The 17,188-nt window shown below is 68.4% G+C and carries 14 protein-coding genes; 11 read left to right on the plus strand and 3 right to left on the minus strand.

Going from position 1 to position 17,188, the window contains the following annotated elements; translation table 11 throughout:
• The first annotated feature begins 368 nt into the window (after positions 1-368).
• The 11 genes from XAN126_RS0117030 to XAN126_RS0117080 all read left to right on the plus strand — a co-directional run bounded on the left by XAN126_RS0117030 (position 369) and on the right by XAN126_RS0117080 (position 12,466).
• A complete protein-coding gene (locus XAN126_RS0117030; RefSeq protein WP_024279796.1) occupies positions 369-1,289 on the plus strand; it encodes a LysR family transcriptional regulator in 921 nt (306 codons plus the stop codon).
• Between the two features lie 117 nt (positions 1,290-1,406).
• A complete protein-coding gene (locus XAN126_RS0117035) occupies positions 1,407-2,213 on the plus strand; it encodes a carbon-nitrogen hydrolase family protein (RefSeq protein WP_024279797.1) in 807 nt (268 codons plus the stop codon).
• Positions 2,214-2,227: 14 nt separating this feature from the next.
• A complete protein-coding gene (locus tag XAN126_RS0117040; RefSeq protein WP_024279798.1) occupies positions 2,228-2,896 on the plus strand; it encodes an RraA family protein in 669 nt (222 codons plus the stop codon).
• 77 nt (positions 2,897-2,973) lie between these two features.
• Positions 2,974-4,020 carry an ABC transporter substrate-binding protein gene (locus tag XAN126_RS0117045; protein WP_024279799.1) on the plus strand — a complete coding sequence of 349 codons (1,047 nt, stop codon included), beginning with the start codon at positions 2,974-2,976 and terminating at the stop codon, positions 4,018-4,020.
• 8 nt (positions 4,021-4,028) lie between these two features.
• Positions 4,029-5,123 carry an ABC transporter ATP-binding protein gene (locus tag XAN126_RS0117050; protein WP_081762851.1) on the plus strand — a complete coding sequence of 365 codons (1,095 nt, stop codon included), beginning with the start codon at positions 4,029-4,031 and terminating at the stop codon, positions 5,121-5,123.
• The gene (locus XAN126_RS0117055) at positions 5,120-5,995 is read left to right on the plus strand and encodes an ABC transporter permease (protein ID WP_024279801.1); all 876 of its coding nucleotides are present in this window, start codon (positions 5,120-5,122) and stop codon (positions 5,993-5,995) included. Before XAN126_RS0117050 ends, XAN126_RS0117055 begins: the two co-directional genes overlap by 4 nt.
• An 11-nt stretch (positions 5,996-6,006) precedes the next feature.
• Entirely contained in the window at positions 6,007-6,801 is a 795-nt protein-coding gene (locus XAN126_RS0117060; RefSeq protein ID WP_024279802.1) for an ABC transporter permease, read from the plus strand.
• A 99-nt stretch (positions 6,802-6,900) separates the two neighbouring features.
• A complete protein-coding gene (locus XAN126_RS0117065; RefSeq protein ID WP_024279803.1) occupies positions 6,901-7,644 on the plus strand; it encodes an aldolase/citrate lyase family protein in 744 nt (247 codons plus the stop codon).
• 32 nt (positions 7,645-7,676) lie between these two features.
• A complete protein-coding gene (locus XAN126_RS0117070; RefSeq protein ID WP_024279804.1) occupies positions 7,677-9,722 on the plus strand; it encodes a hydantoinase/oxoprolinase family protein in 2,046 nt (681 codons plus the stop codon).
• A 21-nt stretch (positions 9,723-9,743) separates the two neighbouring features.
• Positions 9,744-11,438: a hydantoinase B/oxoprolinase family protein gene (locus XAN126_RS0117075; RefSeq protein WP_024279805.1), complete on the plus strand. Its 1,695-nt coding sequence runs from the start codon at positions 9,744-9,746 to the stop codon at positions 11,436-11,438.
• The gene (locus tag XAN126_RS0117080; protein ID WP_029877317.1) at positions 11,435-12,466 is read left to right on the plus strand and encodes an Ldh family oxidoreductase; all 1,032 of its coding nucleotides are present in this window, start codon (positions 11,435-11,437) and stop codon (positions 12,464-12,466) included. Before XAN126_RS0117075 ends, XAN126_RS0117080 begins: the two co-directional genes overlap by 4 nt.
• A gap of 60 nt (positions 12,467-12,526) precedes the next feature.
• On the opposite strand, the gene bktB is transcribed toward XAN126_RS0117080, so the two are convergent.
• The 3 genes from bktB to XAN126_RS0117095 form a co-directional block, all read right to left on the minus strand.
• Positions 12,527-13,711, minus strand: coding sequence for a beta-ketothiolase BktB (gene bktB, locus XAN126_RS0117085; RefSeq protein WP_024279807.1), 1,185 nt, complete (start codon positions 13,709-13,711; stop codon positions 12,527-12,529).
• Between the two features lie 136 nt (positions 13,712-13,847).
• Complete coding sequence (locus tag XAN126_RS0117090; protein ID WP_024279808.1) at positions 13,848-15,560, minus strand: thiamine pyrophosphate-binding protein; 1,713 nt, start codon at positions 15,558-15,560, stop codon at positions 13,848-13,850.
• Between the two features lie 62 nt (positions 15,561-15,622).
• Complete coding sequence (locus tag XAN126_RS0117095; protein WP_024279809.1) at positions 15,623-17,185, minus strand: AMP-binding protein; 1,563 nt, start codon at positions 17,183-17,185, stop codon at positions 15,623-15,625.
• Between the last annotated feature and the right edge of the window lie 3 nt (positions 17,186-17,188).

Raw genomic sequence — 17,188 nt, forward strand, 5'->3', positions numbered from 1 at the left:
TGGATTTGATACCTAGACGGTCGTCGCAAAGCGCAAAGGGCAAAGAAGGTCCGCCCCGTGGCAGGGTCGAAGCAGCCCTTTGGTTGCTTGATTTTTGGATAGCGCGAAGGGAACTTCAATCCTCTCTCGCAACACCATCCTAAAGCGTTGAAATTGCAAGATGCAGAGGTTCGAAACGGCACAGCGCGTGCCTGTTTGTGATCCCCCGCGTGGCCCGTGCGCGCGCACTTTCCGGCCCGCCACGACAGGCATGCCAGCTGCCTTTCCGTACGGCACCCATGGTTCGCGCCCGGAAAGGCTGAGGTTGCAGTTCTGGCGACAAGGGGCATGATCGCGCCCTTCGGTCGCGGCGGGAGCCTTCAGGGCGCATGAACATAAGGTTCCTCGAAACCTTCCTCTGGGTCGCCCGGCTGCGCAGCTTCTCCAGCGCGGCGGACCGGCTCTGCACCACGCAGGCGGCCGTCTCCAATCGCATCGCGACGCTGGAGAAAGACCTCGGCGTGCGGCTGTTCGACCGCGACCTGCGCAACGTCAGCCTCACGCCGGCCGGCGAGCGGGCGCTGGCCCAGGCGGAGACCATCGTGCGACTCGCGGCCGATCTCAGGCTCGGCGTGGGCGACCCCCAGCGGCTGCGCGGGCGGGTGGCCATCGGCACCATCGATACCGTCGTCTATGCGTGGCTGCCGCGTCTCGTGGAGCATGTGAAATCCATCTATCCCGAGGTGGACCTGGACCTCACCGTGGACAACAGCCTCACGGTGGCGCGCATGCTGCTCGAAGGCCAAGTGGACCTTGCGCTCATCGCCGGCCCGGTCCTGGCACCGGGCTGCCGCAACATCGAACTGTGCAGCTACGGCTGCGTCTGGGTCGCCTCCCCGCGCCTCGCCCTGCACGGTCGCCGGCTGTTGCTGGAGGACATCGTGACCCAGCCCATCTTCGCCTTCTCGCGCGGGTCGCAACCGCACCAGAACGTGCAGAAGCTGGTGGAATCCTCCGGCCTGGACCCGCACCTCGTCCGCATCCTCAACTCGAACTCGCTGGCGACCATCACACGCCTCGTCCGCGACGGCATGGGCGTCGCGGTTCTGCCGGATGTGGTCGTCGCCGAGATGCTGGAGCGGGAGGAACTCGTTCTGCTGGAGGTGGATGCGCGCATTCCCCCGTTGAACCTGCACGCCATATTCCGTGATGAACCCGGCAGCCCCCTGCCCGGCCTGATCGCCCACATGGCCGCCGCGATCGCCGCGGGCGACCCTCTCGATGGGCATGCTGCACTGCACACAGAATAAGCAGCCCCCGCCTATGCCGCTCTCATAAGCATTGCTTGTCACGGCGGACAATTATTTCGCGTTTGTCGGACCTTGGTGGCTCTGCTCTGCTTGCCTCACCAGCAAGGAGGCAGGTGCGTGAAGGTTTCGCTCATCCAGATGAACAGCCAGGGCGACAAGGCGGCGAACCTCAGCGCCGCCAAGGCCCTGATCGAGGAAGCGGTCGCTCTCGAACGTCCCGACCTCGTGGTCCTGCCGGAATATTACGCCTGCCTCGGCGACACGCCCGAGGAGACTCAGGCCTCCGCCGAGACCTTCCCCGAGGGGGAGGCGTACCAGCTCATGTCCGGCCTCGCGCGGCGCCTGAAAGTGGCGATCCATGCCGGCAGCGTCGCCGAAAAAGACGGCAACGCCTTCTACAACACCACCTTGGTGTTCGGCCCGGACGGCAGCGAGATCGCGCGCTACCGCAAGATCCACCTGTTCGACGTGGAGATCACCGGCGGCACGGTCTACCGCGAATCCGACACGGTCAGCCGCGGTGACGAGGTGGTGACGTACAGGATCGGCGACACCACCGTCGGCTGCGCCATCTGCTACGATATCCGCTTCCCCGAACTGTTCCGCAAGCTGGCCGACAAGGGCGCCGACGTGATCGTGCTGCCCGCCGCCTTCACCCTGATGACCGGCAAGGATCATTGGGAGGTTCTGGCCCGCGCCCGCGCCATCGAGACCCAGACGTGGTTCCTCGCGGTGGGCCAGACCGGCTCGCATGCCGGTGGCAGGAAGTGGTGCTGGGGCCATTCCATGGTCATCGACCCCTGGGGCCACATCGCCGCCCAGTGCTCGGATGGGGTGGGCTTTACCTCCGCCCGCCTCGACTTTTCCTACACCGGCAAGGTGCGCGCCAACGTTCCCGTTGCCCGCCATCACGTCCTCGCCTGAGCGGAGCCTGCCCCATGTTCATCGTCAACCCCATGCCGGAGCAGATCGCGCCGGACCTCGCCGCCGAGCTTGAGAAGTGCGAGGTGGCGACCATCGGCCACGTGCTGCATTCCGGCTTCGTGGACCCTGACATCCGCGCCGTTCTGCCGGGCAAGCGGGTGGCCGGCACCGCCGTGACCCTGCGCATTCCCCATGCCGATTCCACCCTGCTGCACTATCTCACCGCCTATGTGCGCCCCGGCGACGTGGTGGTGATCGAGCGCTGCGGCGATGCGCGGCACGCCTGCTGGGGCGGCGTCATCACCAATGCCATGAAGATGGCCGGGGTGAAGGCGGGCGTCATCGACGGCCCGGCCACCGACTTCTCGGAGATCGTGCGGGTGGACATGCCCATGTGGTGCCGTGGACCCTCGCCCATCACCACCAAGCTGCTCGGCCTCGAAGGCGCGCTGAACGTGCCGGTGAACGTGGGCGGCCAGACCGTTTCGCCCGGCGACGCCGTGCTCTGCGACGAGAGCGGCGTGGTGGTGCTGAAGCCGGCCGAGGCGCCGGCGGTCGCGGCCCGCGCCATCGCCATGCAGGAGGCGGAGGTCGTCCTCCTGTCGCGCCTCGCGGCCGGCGAGAAGCTTCCCGACATCTCCGGCGCCCGCGCCATGGTGGAGGCGAAGCTCCTCTCCGCCTGAGCCCGCCCAACCGCTGATTCAACACTTCACGAGAGGCCGCCCGAGCGGCCCGGTCACCTTTCCAGAGGGACAACGAGATGAACGCAGCACACAAGTTCGGAACCCTGTGCCTCCTCGCCGCCGGCCTCATGGCTGGTCCGGCCGCAGCGGAAACCAACCTGACGGTGATGGCCTATTCCGGCCTGTTCCAGGAGCGCTACACGAAGGCCGTGATCGAGCCTTTCATGAAGGCGCATCCGGACATCAAGGTCACCTTCTTCCCCCTGCCCTCCTCCGCCGCCATGCTGGGCAACCTGCGCGCCCAGAAGGCCGCGCCGCAGGCGGACGTGGTGATCATGGACGTGTCCGTCTCCAAGGCCGGCACGGATGAAGGCCTCTTCACCAAGATCGACGAGACCAACATCCCCAACGTGAAGGATCTCTACCCCAACGCCCGCATCCCCAGCGTCGCCGGCGTGGGCGTGACCTTCGACAACCTCGTGCTGCTCTACAATGCCGAGCAGGTTAAGGAGGCCCCCAAGTCCTGGATGGAGATGGCCAAGGCGCCCTACAAGGGCAAGGTGGTGATCCCCGGCGTGCCTGATATCCAGGGCCTCGGCCTCGTGCTGATCCTCAACAAGGCCAATGGCGGCACCGATTATCTCGCCAACGTGGACAAGGGCCTCGCCGCCGTGGCCGAGATCGCGCCCAACGTGCAGACATGGGAGCCCAAGCCCGAGGTCTACGCCCCCATCATCACCGGGCAGGCGGCGCTGGGCGTCGGCTACAATGCCCGCGCCCAGGTGAACAGCGAGCAGTCCGGCGGGAAGATCAAGGCGACCATCCCGCAGGAAGGCACCATCTTCCAGATCAACACCATCAATCTGGTGGCCGGCGCCCCCGCGGCCGACGCGGCGAAGACCTTCGTGAACTACGCGCTCTCCCCCGAAGCGCAGAAGAGCTTCACCGAGACCATGTTCTACGCCCCCACCAATTCCAAGGCCGAGATCACCGGCGCCGCGCTCGACCGCACCGCCGTGAAGAACCTCGATAAGGTGATGTCGGTGGACTGGATCGCCCTCGCGCAGGTGCGCGACAAGATCGCGGAGCAGTGGCGCCGCCGCGTCCTGCCGGCGAGCCGGTGAGGGCAGCCATGATCCACGCCGAGCCCGCCGAGATGACGCGCCTGGCGCAGGGACAGGGCTTCCTGTCCCTGCGGGGCCTCACCCGCCGCTATGACCATTTCACCGCGGTGGACGACCTCAATCTCGACGTGGCCAAGGGCGAACTCGTCGCCTTCCTCGGCCCGTCGGGCTGCGGCAAGACCACGTCGCTGCGTATGATCGCCGGGCTGGTCCCGGCCTCCTCCGGCCATATCGTCGTGAACGGCCGGGACCTTACCGGCGTGGCGCCCTACAAGCGGGACATGGGGCTGGTGTTCCAGTCCTATGCCCTGTTCCCGCACATGGACATTGCCCGCAACGTGGCCTTCGGGCTGGAGATGCGGAAGGTGCCGAAGGCGGAGGCGGCGCAGAGGGTGAAGGAGGCCATCGCCATGGTCCGCCTCACCGGCCGCGAGCACCATCGCCCCGCCCAGCTTTCCGGCGGCCAGCAGCAGCGGGTGGCGCTGGCCCGCGCGCTGGTGGTGCGGCCCTCCATCCTTCTGCTGGACGAGCCCCTCTCCAACCTCGACGCCAAGCTGCGCGACGAGATGCGCACCGAGATCCGCGACATCCAGAAGCGGCTCGGCATTACTGCCATCTTCGTCACCCACGACCAGATGGAAGCCCTCACCATCTGCGACAAGGTGGTGGTGATGAACCACGGCCGGCTGGAACAGGTCGGCACGCCCCACGAGATCTACGAGCATCCCAAGAGCGCCTTCGTGGCCGGCTTCGTCGGCCGCATCAATCGCCTGCCCGGCCGGGCCTCCGGCGGTGTGGCGCAGGTGGCGGGGATCACCGTTTCCGCCCCCGGCTTCGAGGGTGATGTGGACGTGATGGTGCGGCCCCACCGCATGATCCTGTCCACCGGCCCGGCGCCGGCCGACGCGGGGCTGCACCAGCTTTCCGGCACCGTGACCCGCGCCACCTTCGCCGGCGATATCCTCGAATATGAGGTGGAGGCCGCCGGCACGCTTCTGAAGACCGAGGCATCTACCCGCGGCGGCGAGGCCCTGCTCGCCCCCGGCACGCCCGTCACCCTGTCCTGGCGCCCCCAGGACACGTTCGTGTACCCCGCGTCATGACGAGCCTCGCCCTCTCCCACGCGGAGCCGCGACGGCTCGGCCCCCTCGGCACGGCCAGCGCCCTGCTGCTGCCCATCGCCGTGGTGAATGCCATCGGCTTCCTGTGGCCGGTGGTGAATTTGCTGAAGATGTCGTTCCGCGAGGCGCAGGCCTCCGGCGCACTCGGCACGGGCTACGATCTGGACACCTGGACCAACGCCCTCACCGACAGCTTCACCCTGGAGCTCATCACCAACAGCGTCGGCGTCAGCCTCCTCATCACGGTGCTGACGCTGATCGCCTCCTATCCCATCGCGCTCTACCTGCACCGATCCACCGGCACGTGGCGCACGGTGCTGATGGTGCTGGTGGTGGCGCCGCTCCTCACCTCCGCCGTGGTGCGCACCTATGGCTGGATCGCCATCCTCTCCGACCGGGGACTGGTGGCCAACGCGCTGATGGCCCTTGGCATGGCGGAGCCGCCGCGCCTGATGTTCAACCTCACCGGCGTCGTCATCGGCCTCACCGAGATCCTGATGCCCTACATGATCCTCGCGCTGCTCTCCGGCTTCGGCCGGCTCGATCCGCGATTGGAGGAAGCGGCCCTGACGCTGGGCGCTTCGCCCCTCAAGACCTTCTGGCGGGTGGTGCTGCCGCTCACGGCGCCGGGCATGGCGCTGGGCGGGCTCCTGTGCTTCGTGCTCGCCATCTCCTCCTTCGTCACGCCGAAGCTGCTCGGCGGCGGGCGCGTGTTCCTGCTCGCCACCGAGATCTACGACCAGGCCATCGTGACCCTCAACTGGCCGCTCGCCGCCGCGCTGTCCATGATCGTGCTCGTGGTGTTCGGCATTTCCCTCTCGCTCTACGCCCGCGCCCTGCGGCGCATCGCCTGAGGAGGAGAGACATGGACGAACGCCCCGTCTCCCCGGCCCTGAAGATCGCCGCCGGACTGATGTTCCTGTTCCTGCTGGCGCCGCTGCTGGTGGTGCTTCCCATCTCCTTCAGCGGCGACGACTTCATGGCCTTCCCGCCGTCCAGCTGGAGCGTGAAATGGTATGGCGCCATCTTCGCCAATTCGGTGATGATGAACGCCTTCTGGATCAGCCTCGCGCTGGCCTTCGTGGTCACAGTGCTGTCGCTCGGCATCGGCCTGCCGGCGGCCTATGCGCTGGTGCGCCTCAAGCCGCCCGGTGCGGAAGCCCTCGCCAACCTGTTCTCGGCGCCGCTCCTCCTGCCCACCATCGTGCTCGGCCTCGCCTTGCTGCTGGTGTTCGCGCCCATGGGCCTCATCGGCTCCTTCCAGGGTCTGGTGGCCGCCCATCTGATCGTCACGCTGCCCTATGCGGTTCGGGTGCTCTCGACGGCGCTGGCCAACCTGCCGCTCACGGTGGAGGAGGCAGCCGGGATGCTCGGCGCGCGGCCGCTCACCGTGTTCTTCCGCGTCACCCTGCCCATGATGCGCTCGGGGCTCGTCTCCACCACGGCCCTGTGCTTCCTCGTCTCGTTCGACGAGGTGGTGCTCTCCCTGTTCATGACCGGACCGCGCCTGCAGACGCTGCCGGTGGCCATGTACAACCACGTGGATCAGCAGGCGGACCCCATGGCGGCCGCCATCTCGGTGCTGCTCGTGGTGCTGACCCTCGCCGTCGTGCTCGTCGTGGACCGCACCGCCGGCCTCACCCGGACCTTCGTGAAATGATCCCGGCCGGCGGCTGACGCCGGCCCCTTCCCACCGCTTTGCTACCGGCCCGCCTTGCGCGGGAACGGGAAAGCCTTGCCTGACGCCTGGAGCCCTGACGTGACCTCCTCCCTCGCCTCCTTCGCCTTCTGGCTCACCGCCCCGGTGTTCCCGCACATCGAGATCGCGCGGGATGCCGGCTTCACCGCCGTGGTGCTCGACATCGAGCACGGCACCTTCAATCTCGACGACCTCGACCGGGTGATCCCCTTCTGCCGGGCGCTGGGCATCAAGGTCTACGCCAAGGTGCTCGGCCCGCTCACCGAGCCGATCCAGCAGGCCCTCGATTTCGGCGCCGACGCAGTGATCATCCCCCACATCGGCGGCGTGGACCACGCCCGGCAGGTAACGGGCGCCGCCAAGTATCCCCCGCTCGGGGTGCGCTCCTACGCCGGTGGCCGCACGGTGATGTATGGCCCCGCCTCGCCCACCTACGCCTCGGACGAGAACGCCCGGGTCAAGTGCTGGCCGATGATCGAGAGCCGGGAATCCCTCGCCGATGTAGAGGCCATCGCGGCCCTGCCGACGGTGGACGGCCTGTTCGCCGGCCCCACCGACCTCGCCATGGCGGCGGGCAACGAGCGCTACACTTTCTCCGACGCCGACAAGGCCGACATCGCCCGCATCGCCGCTGCCGCGAAGGCGGCCGGCAAGCCCTGGGTCATGCCCTGCTGGACCCAGCCGGAGCGCGCCTTCGCCAAGGCGCACGACGTCTCCGTCACCGTGGTGGGCGCGCAGTTCTACATGGTCCGCGCCGCCTTCGCGTCCCTGGTGGATGGCCTTTCCGCCGAAAGCCTCATCTGACCCGCCCCTTCATCCAGACATCGAGTGACCCCATGAGCACCCCCTCCATCCGCATCGCCGTGGACATCGGCGGCACCTTCACCGACATCGAGATCCTCGACGGGCGCACCGGCGAGATCCACCAGATGAAGACGCCGAGCACGCCATCCGATCCGTCCATCGGCCTGCTCACCGGCATCAAGCAGGCGAGCCAGCGCTTCGGCTTCTCCCTGGATGAGGTTCAATACCTGCTGCACGGCACCACCATCGCCACCAATGCGGTGCTGGAGCGCAAGCTGCCGCTGGGCGCAGTAGTGACCACCGCCGGCTTCGAGGACGTGATGCAGATCGGCCGCCACGGCCGCACCGATGTCTATGCCATCACCGCCTCGCCCCAACCGGCGCTGGTGAAGCGCCGCTTCTGCTACGGCCTCAAGGAACGCATCGGTGCCGACGGGCGCGTCATCACCGCCCTCGACGCGACCGAAGTGCGGGCGCTGGCGGGCCAGCTGAAGCAGGCCGGCGTGAAGTCGGTGGCCGTCTGCTTCCTCAACGCCTATGCCAATCCCGCCCACGAGCAGCAGGCCGGTGCGATCCTGCGCGACCTCCTGCCGGGCATCGAGATTTCGCTCTCCTCCGACATCTCCCCCGAGCTGCGCGAATACGAGCGCATGTCCACCACCACCCTGAATGCGCTGCTGGTGCCGGTGGTGAAGACCTACACCGACCGCCTCGCCGGCAAGCTGAAGGAAGAGGTACCGCAGACGCAGGTCTATCTCGTCCAGTCCAACGGCGGCGTGGCGGGCCTTGCCAAGGCCGGACGAGAGCCGGCCCGGCTTCTGCTATCCGGCCCCTCCGGCGGCGCGGCGGCGGCCAAGCGCCTGTCGGTGGCGCTCGACGAACCGAACCTCGTCGCCGTGGACATGGGCGGCACCAGCTTCGATGTGTCCGTTGTGCACGAAGGCAATGTCTCCATGGTCAATGAGGGCGAGGTGGACGGGCTGCCCGTGCGCCTGCCCATGATCGAGATGCGCACCATCGGCGCCGGCGGCGGCTCCATCGCCTGGGTGGATGATGGCGGTCGCCTGCGCATCGGCCCCCACAGCGCGGGCGCCGAGCCGGGCCCGGCCTGCTACGGCCGCGGCGGGAAGCGCCTCACCGTCACCGATGCCAACCTGCTGCTCGGCCGGCTCGACGGATCGAGCTTCATGGGCGGCGGCATGGGCCTCGATCGCGAGGCGGCCGCGCGGGCGGCGGACGAGGTATCGGGCAAGCTGAAGCTCTCGGTCGAGGAGACGGCGGCGGGCGTCATCGCCGTCACCAATTCCAGCCTCGCCACCGCCATCCGCCTGTCCCTGTTCGAGAAGGGCATGGACCCGGAGGATTTTGCCCTCCTCTCCTTCGGCGGCGCCGGTGGCGTCCATGCCTGCGAGGTGGCCGAGGAGCTGGGCATGAACAAGGTGATCTTCCCCGCCCACGCCTCGACGCTGTCGGCCTGGGGCATCCTGTGGTCGGACATCACCCACGATCTCTCCTCCACCCAGATCGGGCTTCTGGCGGACCTCGGCGACAGCCTCGCCCAACGCGCCGTCCAGCTGGCGCAGGATAGCGACCGGCTCTTGGCGGAAGATGGCGTCGCGGCCGAAAATCGCGGCTTCGAATGGGCGCTGGACCTGCGCTACCAGGGCCAGGCCTTCGACCTGCGCGTGCCGCTCGATGAAGCCGACTTCACCGCGCAGGGCATCGCCCGCGCCACCGCCGCCTTCCACGCGCTGCACCGCCAGCGCTTCTCCTATGACGAGCCGGCCGTGCCGGTGGAGGTGGTGGCGCTGCGCCTGTCCGCCATCGGCCGCCTCGCCAAGCCGACGCCAGCTCCGGCGGTGGCGGGCGTCGGCGCCGCGGACCAGTCCCGCTCCGTCTATGGCCGGGGCGGCTTCGTGGACACCCGCGTGGTGGCCCGCGAGGCGGTGACCGCCGAGGGCGTCTCCGGCCCGGCCGTGGTGGAGGAGGTCTACACCGCCACCTACCTGCCCGCCGGCTGGACCATCCGCTCCCATGCCACCGGCGCGCTCGTGGTCGAGCGCACCCAGCGCCACTGATACCTTGAGGACACTCGAATCATGACAACCATCGATCCCGTCCGCCTCGAGGTGATCCGCAATGCGCTGGTCGCGGCCTCCGAGGAAATGAGCCTCACCATCTGGCGCACCAGCCGCTCCACTGTGGTGCGTGAAATCCTCGACTTCTCCACCGCCGTGTTCGATGCCGAGGGCCGCAACATCGCCCAGTCGGCCCGCATCCCGGTGCATCTCAATTCCATGTCCGACTGCCTGAAGACTGTGCTGGAGAAGTTCATTCCGCTCGAAAGCTGGAATGAGGGCGACGTCATCGTCACCAACGATCCCTATGCCGGCGGCCAGCATCTGCCGGATATCCAGACGTTCCGCCCGGTGTTCGTGGATGGCAAGCGCGTCGCCATCGTCGGCACGCTCTGCCACCATGTGGACGTGGGCGGCGGCGCGGCCGGCTCCTATTATGCGGCGGCCACCGAGATCTTCCACGAAGGCATCCGCATTCCCCCGCTGCGCCTCGTGGAGAAGGGCACGCTCAACGCCGGCGTGTTCGAGATGCTGCTCTACAATGTGCGCCAGGCGGAAGAGACCCGCGGCGACCTCAACGCCCAGATCGCGGCGCTGGGCATCGGCGCCAAGGCGGTGGCGCGCATCGCCCGCAAGTATGGCGCCGACACGCTGTCCGCCGCCATGTCGGCCATCCTCGACGGCTCCGAGCGCATGATGCGCGCGGCCATCGCCGCCCTGCCGGACGGCACCGCATCGTTCGTGGAGACGGTGGACGACGACGGCCAGTCGGAGGAGCCCATCCGCCTCGAGGTGACAATCACCAAGGTGGGCGATGCCATCACCCTCGACTTCGCCGGCTCCAGCCCGCAGGTGCGCGGCCCGGTGAACAACACGCCGGCCATGACCTGCTCGGCGGTCTATTACGCGCTGCTCGCCGCCCTCGGCTCGGACATCCCCGCCAATTCCGGCTGCTACCGGCCGGTGAGCGTCGTCCTGCCCGAAGGCAGCGTGGTGAACGCGCAATTCCCCGCCCCCGTGGCCGGGCGCATGGTGGTGAACCACCGCATCGCCACCGCCGTGTTCGGGGCATTGGCGCAGATCGCGCCAGAGCGCATTCCGGCGGCGTACTACGCCATCTCCTACGTCTATGCTGTCTCGCTGGTGCGGCCGGATGCCAAGCGGCAGGTCTATTTCGACATCGAGGTGGGCGGCTGGGGCGGCCATGCGGGCGGAGACGGCGCGAGCGCCTTGTCCTGCGGCCTCCACAACAACACCAACGCGCCCATCGAGATGGTGGAGGCGAAATATCCCGTGGTCTTTACCCGCTACGGCCTTCTGCCGGACAGCGGCGGCGCGGGCGAGAACCGCGGCGGGCTCGGCCTCGTGCGCGAATTCCGGCTTGAAGCGCCGCAGGGCTCCCTCTCCACCAATTTCGAGCGCTTCCGCTTCCCGCCCTACGGCATCAAGGGCGGAAAGCCCGGCTCCCTCTCCTCCACCACCGTGACGCGGGCGGATGGCTCCGCCGTGAGCCTCAATTCCAAGGTCTCGGGCCTTCCGCTGCAGGCCGGCGACACGGTGACCATCAAGACCTCCGGCGGCGGCGGCTTCGGCAACCCGGCGAATCGCGATCCGGCACGCATCGCCGAAGACATCGCCGAGGGTCTCGTGACGGAGGCCGCCGCCCGCACCCTCTATGGCTACGCCCGTGCGGTGGAAAAGGGAGAAGCGGCGTGAGTGCCGCGTCTTCCGTGCCCATGGTCTGCCTCAGCCTCAAGGAGGTGGAGGACCTGACCTTCCGGGCGCTGACCGCCTGTGGTGTCAGCCCGGCCAACGCCCTCTCGGTCACCGCCTCGGTGGTGGCCGCCGAGGCCGAGGGCGTCCACAGCCACGGCCTCGCCCGCCTGCCCACCTACTGCGCCCACGCCAAGGTGGGAAAAATCGACGGCAATACCGCGCCGGACCTGACCCGCCCTCGCCCGGCCCTCGTGCGTGTGGACGCGCGGGACGGCTTCGCCCATCCCGCCATCGACCTCGGCCTGCCGGCCCTGTTCGAAGCGGCCAAGACGCAGGGTATCGCCGCGTTGGCCGTGACCAATTCCTACAATTGCGGCGTCGTGGGCTACCATGTGGAGCGCATCGCCAGGGCCGGCCTGATGGCGCTGGGCTTCGTGAATGCGCCGGCCTCCATCGCCCCGGTGGGCGGAACGAAGCCGGTGTTTGGCACCAATCCGGTCGCTTTCGCGGTGCCCCGCAGCGGCGAAGATCCGCTGGTGCTGGACCAGTCGTCCAGCGTCATCGCCAAGAGCGAAATCATTGTGCATCAGCAGCGGGGCCAGAAGATTCCGCTGGGCTGGGCGCTGGACCGGAACGGCAATCCCACGGACGATCCAGCTGCCGCCTTGGATGGGGGCACCATGGTTCCCTCCGGCGGTCACAAGGGCGCGGGGCTGGCGCTGATCGTGGAGCTGTTCGCAGCCTGGATTACGGGGGCGAACCTCTCCATCGACGCCTCCTCCTTCGCCGACAATGCGGGCGGCTCGCCGCGCACCGGGCAGTTCTTCATCGCCGTGGACCCCGGCCCGCTGGCCGGCCCGGACGCGGCGGCGCGGCTCGCCCACCTGTTCGCAGCCATCGTGGAGCAGGAGGGCGCACGGCTGCCGGGCTCGCGCCGCGCCGCCGCCCGGCGCCAGACGGCAGATGCCGGGGTGCGCATTCCGGCAATCTTGAAGGACCGGCTCGAAACCATCGCGGCCGGCGCCTGAGGGAAGAGCAGATGGGCGCGCGGCATTGCCCGCCCACCCGCTCAAGGTGCCGAGGATACCTCAGGCCGCCTCGACGACCATGGCGATGCCCTGCCCGCCGCCAATGCACATGGTGACAAGCCCGTACTTGCCGCCGATGCGCTTGAGCTCATGGAGGATCTTGACGGTCAGGATGGCCCCGGTCGCCCCCACGGGATGGCCGAGGGCGATCGCCCCGCCATTGGGGTTGACCTTGGCCGGATCGAAACCGAGCGCCGCTCCGACCGCGCAGGACTGAGCGGCGAAAGCCTCATTGGATTCGATCACGTCGAGGTCGGCGACGCCGATGCCCGCGCGTGCAAGCGCAGTGCGCACAGCCGGAACCGGGCCCATCCCCATCTCGGCGGGATCGACTCCCGCAAGCCCCCAGGAGACGAGGCTCGCCAGCGGCTTCAGACCACGCTTGGCGACCGCTTCCCGCGAGGCGAGGACGACTGCGCCCGCCCCGTCATTGATGCCCGATGAATTGCCGGCGGTGACGGTTCCGCCCTTGGCGAAGACCGGGCGCAGCCGCGTGAAATCCTCAAGGCTCGCCTCCCGCCGGACATGCTCATCAGTGTCGAAAACGACGGTGCCCTTCCGGCCGGAGAGCTCGAAGGGAGCGATCTGGTCCTTGAAGTTGCCCGCCGAGATGGCGTGCGCCGCCCGCCGGTGGCTTTCGAGCGCGGCGGCGTCCTGCGCTTCAAGGCTGACATCGTAGCGCTGCGAGACCGTCTCTGCGGTCACGCCCATGTGGCCGTGGCCGAACGGATCGGTCAGCACCCCCACCATCATGTCCGCTGCCTGCGCGTTGCCCATGCGCTGCCCCCAGCGCGCGCCGGGCAGCAGGTAGCCGGCACGGCTCATGCTCTCGGCACCGCCCGCGAGCGCGGTCTCCGCATCGCCAAGCATGATCGCATGGGCGGCGGTGAGGATCGCCTGGAGGCCGGAGCCGCACAGGCGGTTCGCCGTGAGCGCCGGCGCCTCCTTCGGCACGCCCGCCTCCATGGCCACCACGCGGGAGATGTACATGTCGCGCGGCTCGCCATGGATGACATTGCCCACCACGGTCTGGCCGATCTCCTCGGCCGCAAGGCCGGACCGGGATATGGCGGCACGGGCCGCATGCGCGCCGAGCGTCGTTGCCGGTACGTCCTTCAGACTTCCCCCGAAATCGCCGATGGCCGTACGCGCTGCTGAAACGAAAAAGACTTCGGCGCCACTCATGGGAACGTCCTTCGGTGTGCGGTCATTCGATGCGGAATCCAGATATCGGCGAATTGGAAGCCGGCCTACAACGACGACAGAGCGCCATAGTGACGATGGCATCGCTCTGCGGTGAGCGGCGAGGCGTTCGCAGGGTTCAGCCCTGCCGCCACGCCCGTTCGGCCTTGTCCCAGGCCGCGAGGGGCTGGAGATCGGGCACCCAGGCGAGACCCGATTTGCCATCGGAGGACACCGCGTCCGACGTGACGACCACATCCAGCAGCGCCGGCCGGTTGGCCAGCGCGCGGGCGATGGCAGGGGCGAGGTCCTCCTCGCGCTCCACGCGCTCGGCATGCATGCCGAAGGCCCGCGCCATCATGGCGTGGTCGGAATGCTGGAGGCGCGTGCCCACCACCTTGCCGTGGGTCTCCTCTTGGTCATGGACCTCGATCTGCCACGCCCCATTATTGGCGACGACAATGAGCACCGGCGCATTGTGGCGCACCGCCGTGTCGATCTCGATGGCATTGAAGCCGAAGGCGCCGTCTCCGGTGGCGACCAGCACCGGCTTGTCGGGATATTCGAGGCTGGCGGCGATGCCGTAGGGAACCCCCACGCCGATGCAGCCGAACGGCCCGGGATCGAGCATCGCATCGGTGCTGAGGCCGACACGCCCGAAGGCGAGGAAATCGCCGCCGTCATTGATCACCACGGCGTCCCGGCCGACCGCGTCCTGCAAGGCGGCGAGCAGCCGATTGGGGTGGAGCCGGCCATCGGCACCGGCCGGCGCGGCCGCCATGGACTGGCGCAGCTTCGCCGCGCGCGCCCGGTGCCCGTCGCGCAGCTTGCCCGCCCAGTCCGGATCGATAGCCGCCACGCGATTGCCGGCGGCCTCGACCATGGCGCCGAGGGTGGCCGCCACGTCAGCGACGATCTCTACCACCCCGCGCCGGTTGTCGCGCACTTCGGCGGCGGCATCGCTGATGCGCACGAACTGCGCGGCACCGAACACGGCCGGCGAGCCGAAGCCGAGCTGGAAATCGAGCTTGCGCCCCACGGTCAGCACCACGTCCGCATCGCCCATGGCCGCGCCGCGCATGGCACCGACGACGGCGGGGTGGTCATCGGGGATCACGCCGCGGCTCTCGCCGGTGTCGAGATAGACGGCGCCGAGCCGATCGAGGAATGTGGAAAGTTCGGGCCCCGCCTTCCGCGCACCACGGCCGGAAATGACGAGAACGCGCCGCGCGCTCCACAGGAGATCGACTGCCGCGGCGACACGGTCCGGGTCGGGCAGCGCGCGTACGCGCGGCTTGGCGGTCATGTGCTCCGCCATCCGGAGCGCCTCGGGGACCGGAGCGCGCAGGGTATCCACCGGGAAGTCGATGAAGGCCGGGCCGGGCACGCCACCTTCGCCCAACGCACAGGAGATCGCCTCGTCCAGCTCGGCGAGCGCCAGCGAGGGCTCGCGCACGGTGCGGGCATATCGGGTGATGGGGCGCAGCAGCTGGCTCTGGTCCATGTCCTGAAGGCCGCCGCGGTTCTCCTGCGGACGGGGCGAGGCGCCGGACAGGATCAGGACCGGCGCGCGCGAGACATTGGCATTGGCGATGCCGGTGATGGCATTGGTCACGCCCGGCCCGGCCGTCACCAGGGCGACACCGAGGTCGCCCGTCAGCTCCGCGTGCGCCTGCGCCATATGTACCGCTGCGCGCTCGTCGCGGACATCTATGATGGCGATGCCTTCGGCGTCGAGACGCATCCACAGCGGCATGATGTGCCCGCCGCACAGGGCGAACACTCGCTTCACGCCGCGTTGCTTCAACACCTTGGCCACCATGGCGGCGACGCTGTCGGCAGAGACCTTCATGGACGTTCTCCCTGGCGCATGCGCAGCAGAGCGGCGCTGTTCTGATGCGACGAACCTGGGCGTCAGACCTTCTCGCGGGCGAAGCGGGTCTTCAGCTCGCGATAGAGGATCTTGCCGGTGGCATTGCGCGGGATGTCCTCATGACGGACGAAATCGAAGGAGCGCGGGCGCTTGTAGCCGGCGAGCCCATCCTTCACCCATTCCGCGAGCGCCGCCTCGGAGAGCGAGGCGCCGTTCTCGGTGACGATGACGGCGTGGACGCGCTCGCCCCATTTGCCGTCCGGCACGCCGATGACCGCCACGTCGCGCACCTGGGGATGAGCCGCGAGCACCTGCTCCACCTCCGAGGGATAGACGTTCTCCCCGCCGGAGATGATCATGTTGCTCTTGCGGTCGACCAGATGGATGTATCCGTCCGCATCCCGCCGGGCCATATCGCCTACCGAGCAATAGTCGCCACGGAAGGCCTCACGGGTCTTTTCCGGCAGCCGCCAGTAGCCGTCGAAGGTGTAGGGCGTATGCGAGAAGAGTTCGCCCACGCTACCGTCGGGCACCTCGTTTCCGTCCTCGTCCAGGAGGCGGATCGGTGCCGAGCCAATGCATTCGCGCCCCACCGAGCCGAGCTTTGAGAACTGCTCGTGGGGATGCAGGAAAGTGACCCAGCCGGTCTCGGTCGCGCCGTAGAGCTCGAACAGGCCGGAATTGGGGAACATCTCCATCACCGCGCGCTTGGTGTCCGGCCGCGCGGGGGCGGACGAGACCATGAGCTTGGTCACCCAGCCGAGGTCGTAGCGCGCCCGCTCGGCACCGGACAGGCCCAGCATCAGCACGTAATGGGTGGGCACCAGCGACGTGAAGCTCGCGCCGCTTTCCGCCAAGGTGCGCACGCAATGCTCGGGATCGAAGTTCGCCCGCGAGTAGATGTTGATGGTGCCGCCGCAATAGGCGAAGGCGCCGAAGAAATAGAGCGAGTTGGCATGGCACATGGGCATCACCAGCAGGGCGCCGTCCTTGCGGTGGATGCCGAGTTCGATCTCGGTGGTGAGCGCGAGCAGTGCGCTGCCCCGGTGGCTGCGGATGGCCCCCTTCGGGTTGCCGGTGGTGCCGGACGTGTACATGAGCGTCCAGGGATCATGTTCCAGCACCACCTGCCCGGGTTCGCGCGCGGAGGCGGCGGCGAGCAGCGCCTCGTAGTCGCGAAAGCCCGCAGGCGCCAGCCCGGAACCGAAATGGATGATGCGGTCGTCGCCGATGGGCAGGTCCGCGCGCACCTCTTCCACCAGGCCCGCCAGCGCGTCCTGCACGATGAGAGCGGCGACATCGGCATTCTCGGCGATGAAGCGCACTTCCCGTCCGGTGAGGCGGAAGTTGATGGGCACCGCCACCAGGCCGGCCATGGCGGTGGCGGCGTAGATTTCCACCCACTCGATGCAATTGTAGGCGAGCACCGCGACCCGATCGCCCTTGACGAGGCCGAGCCCTAGCAGAGCGTTGGCGAGGCGACAGGCCCGCGCATTCCACAGCGCGAAGCTCATCTCCCGCTCCAGGTCGCGGGCTCCGATCCGCTCGGGAGAAAGGCGCGCGTGGGCGGCGAGCATCTGCCCGAAATTCAGCACGTCAGTCATGAT

The organism is Xanthobacter sp. 126, from assembly GCF_000526175.1.
GTDB classification, from domain to species: Bacteria; Pseudomonadota; Alphaproteobacteria; order Rhizobiales; family Xanthobacteraceae; genus Xanthobacter; species Xanthobacter aminoxidans.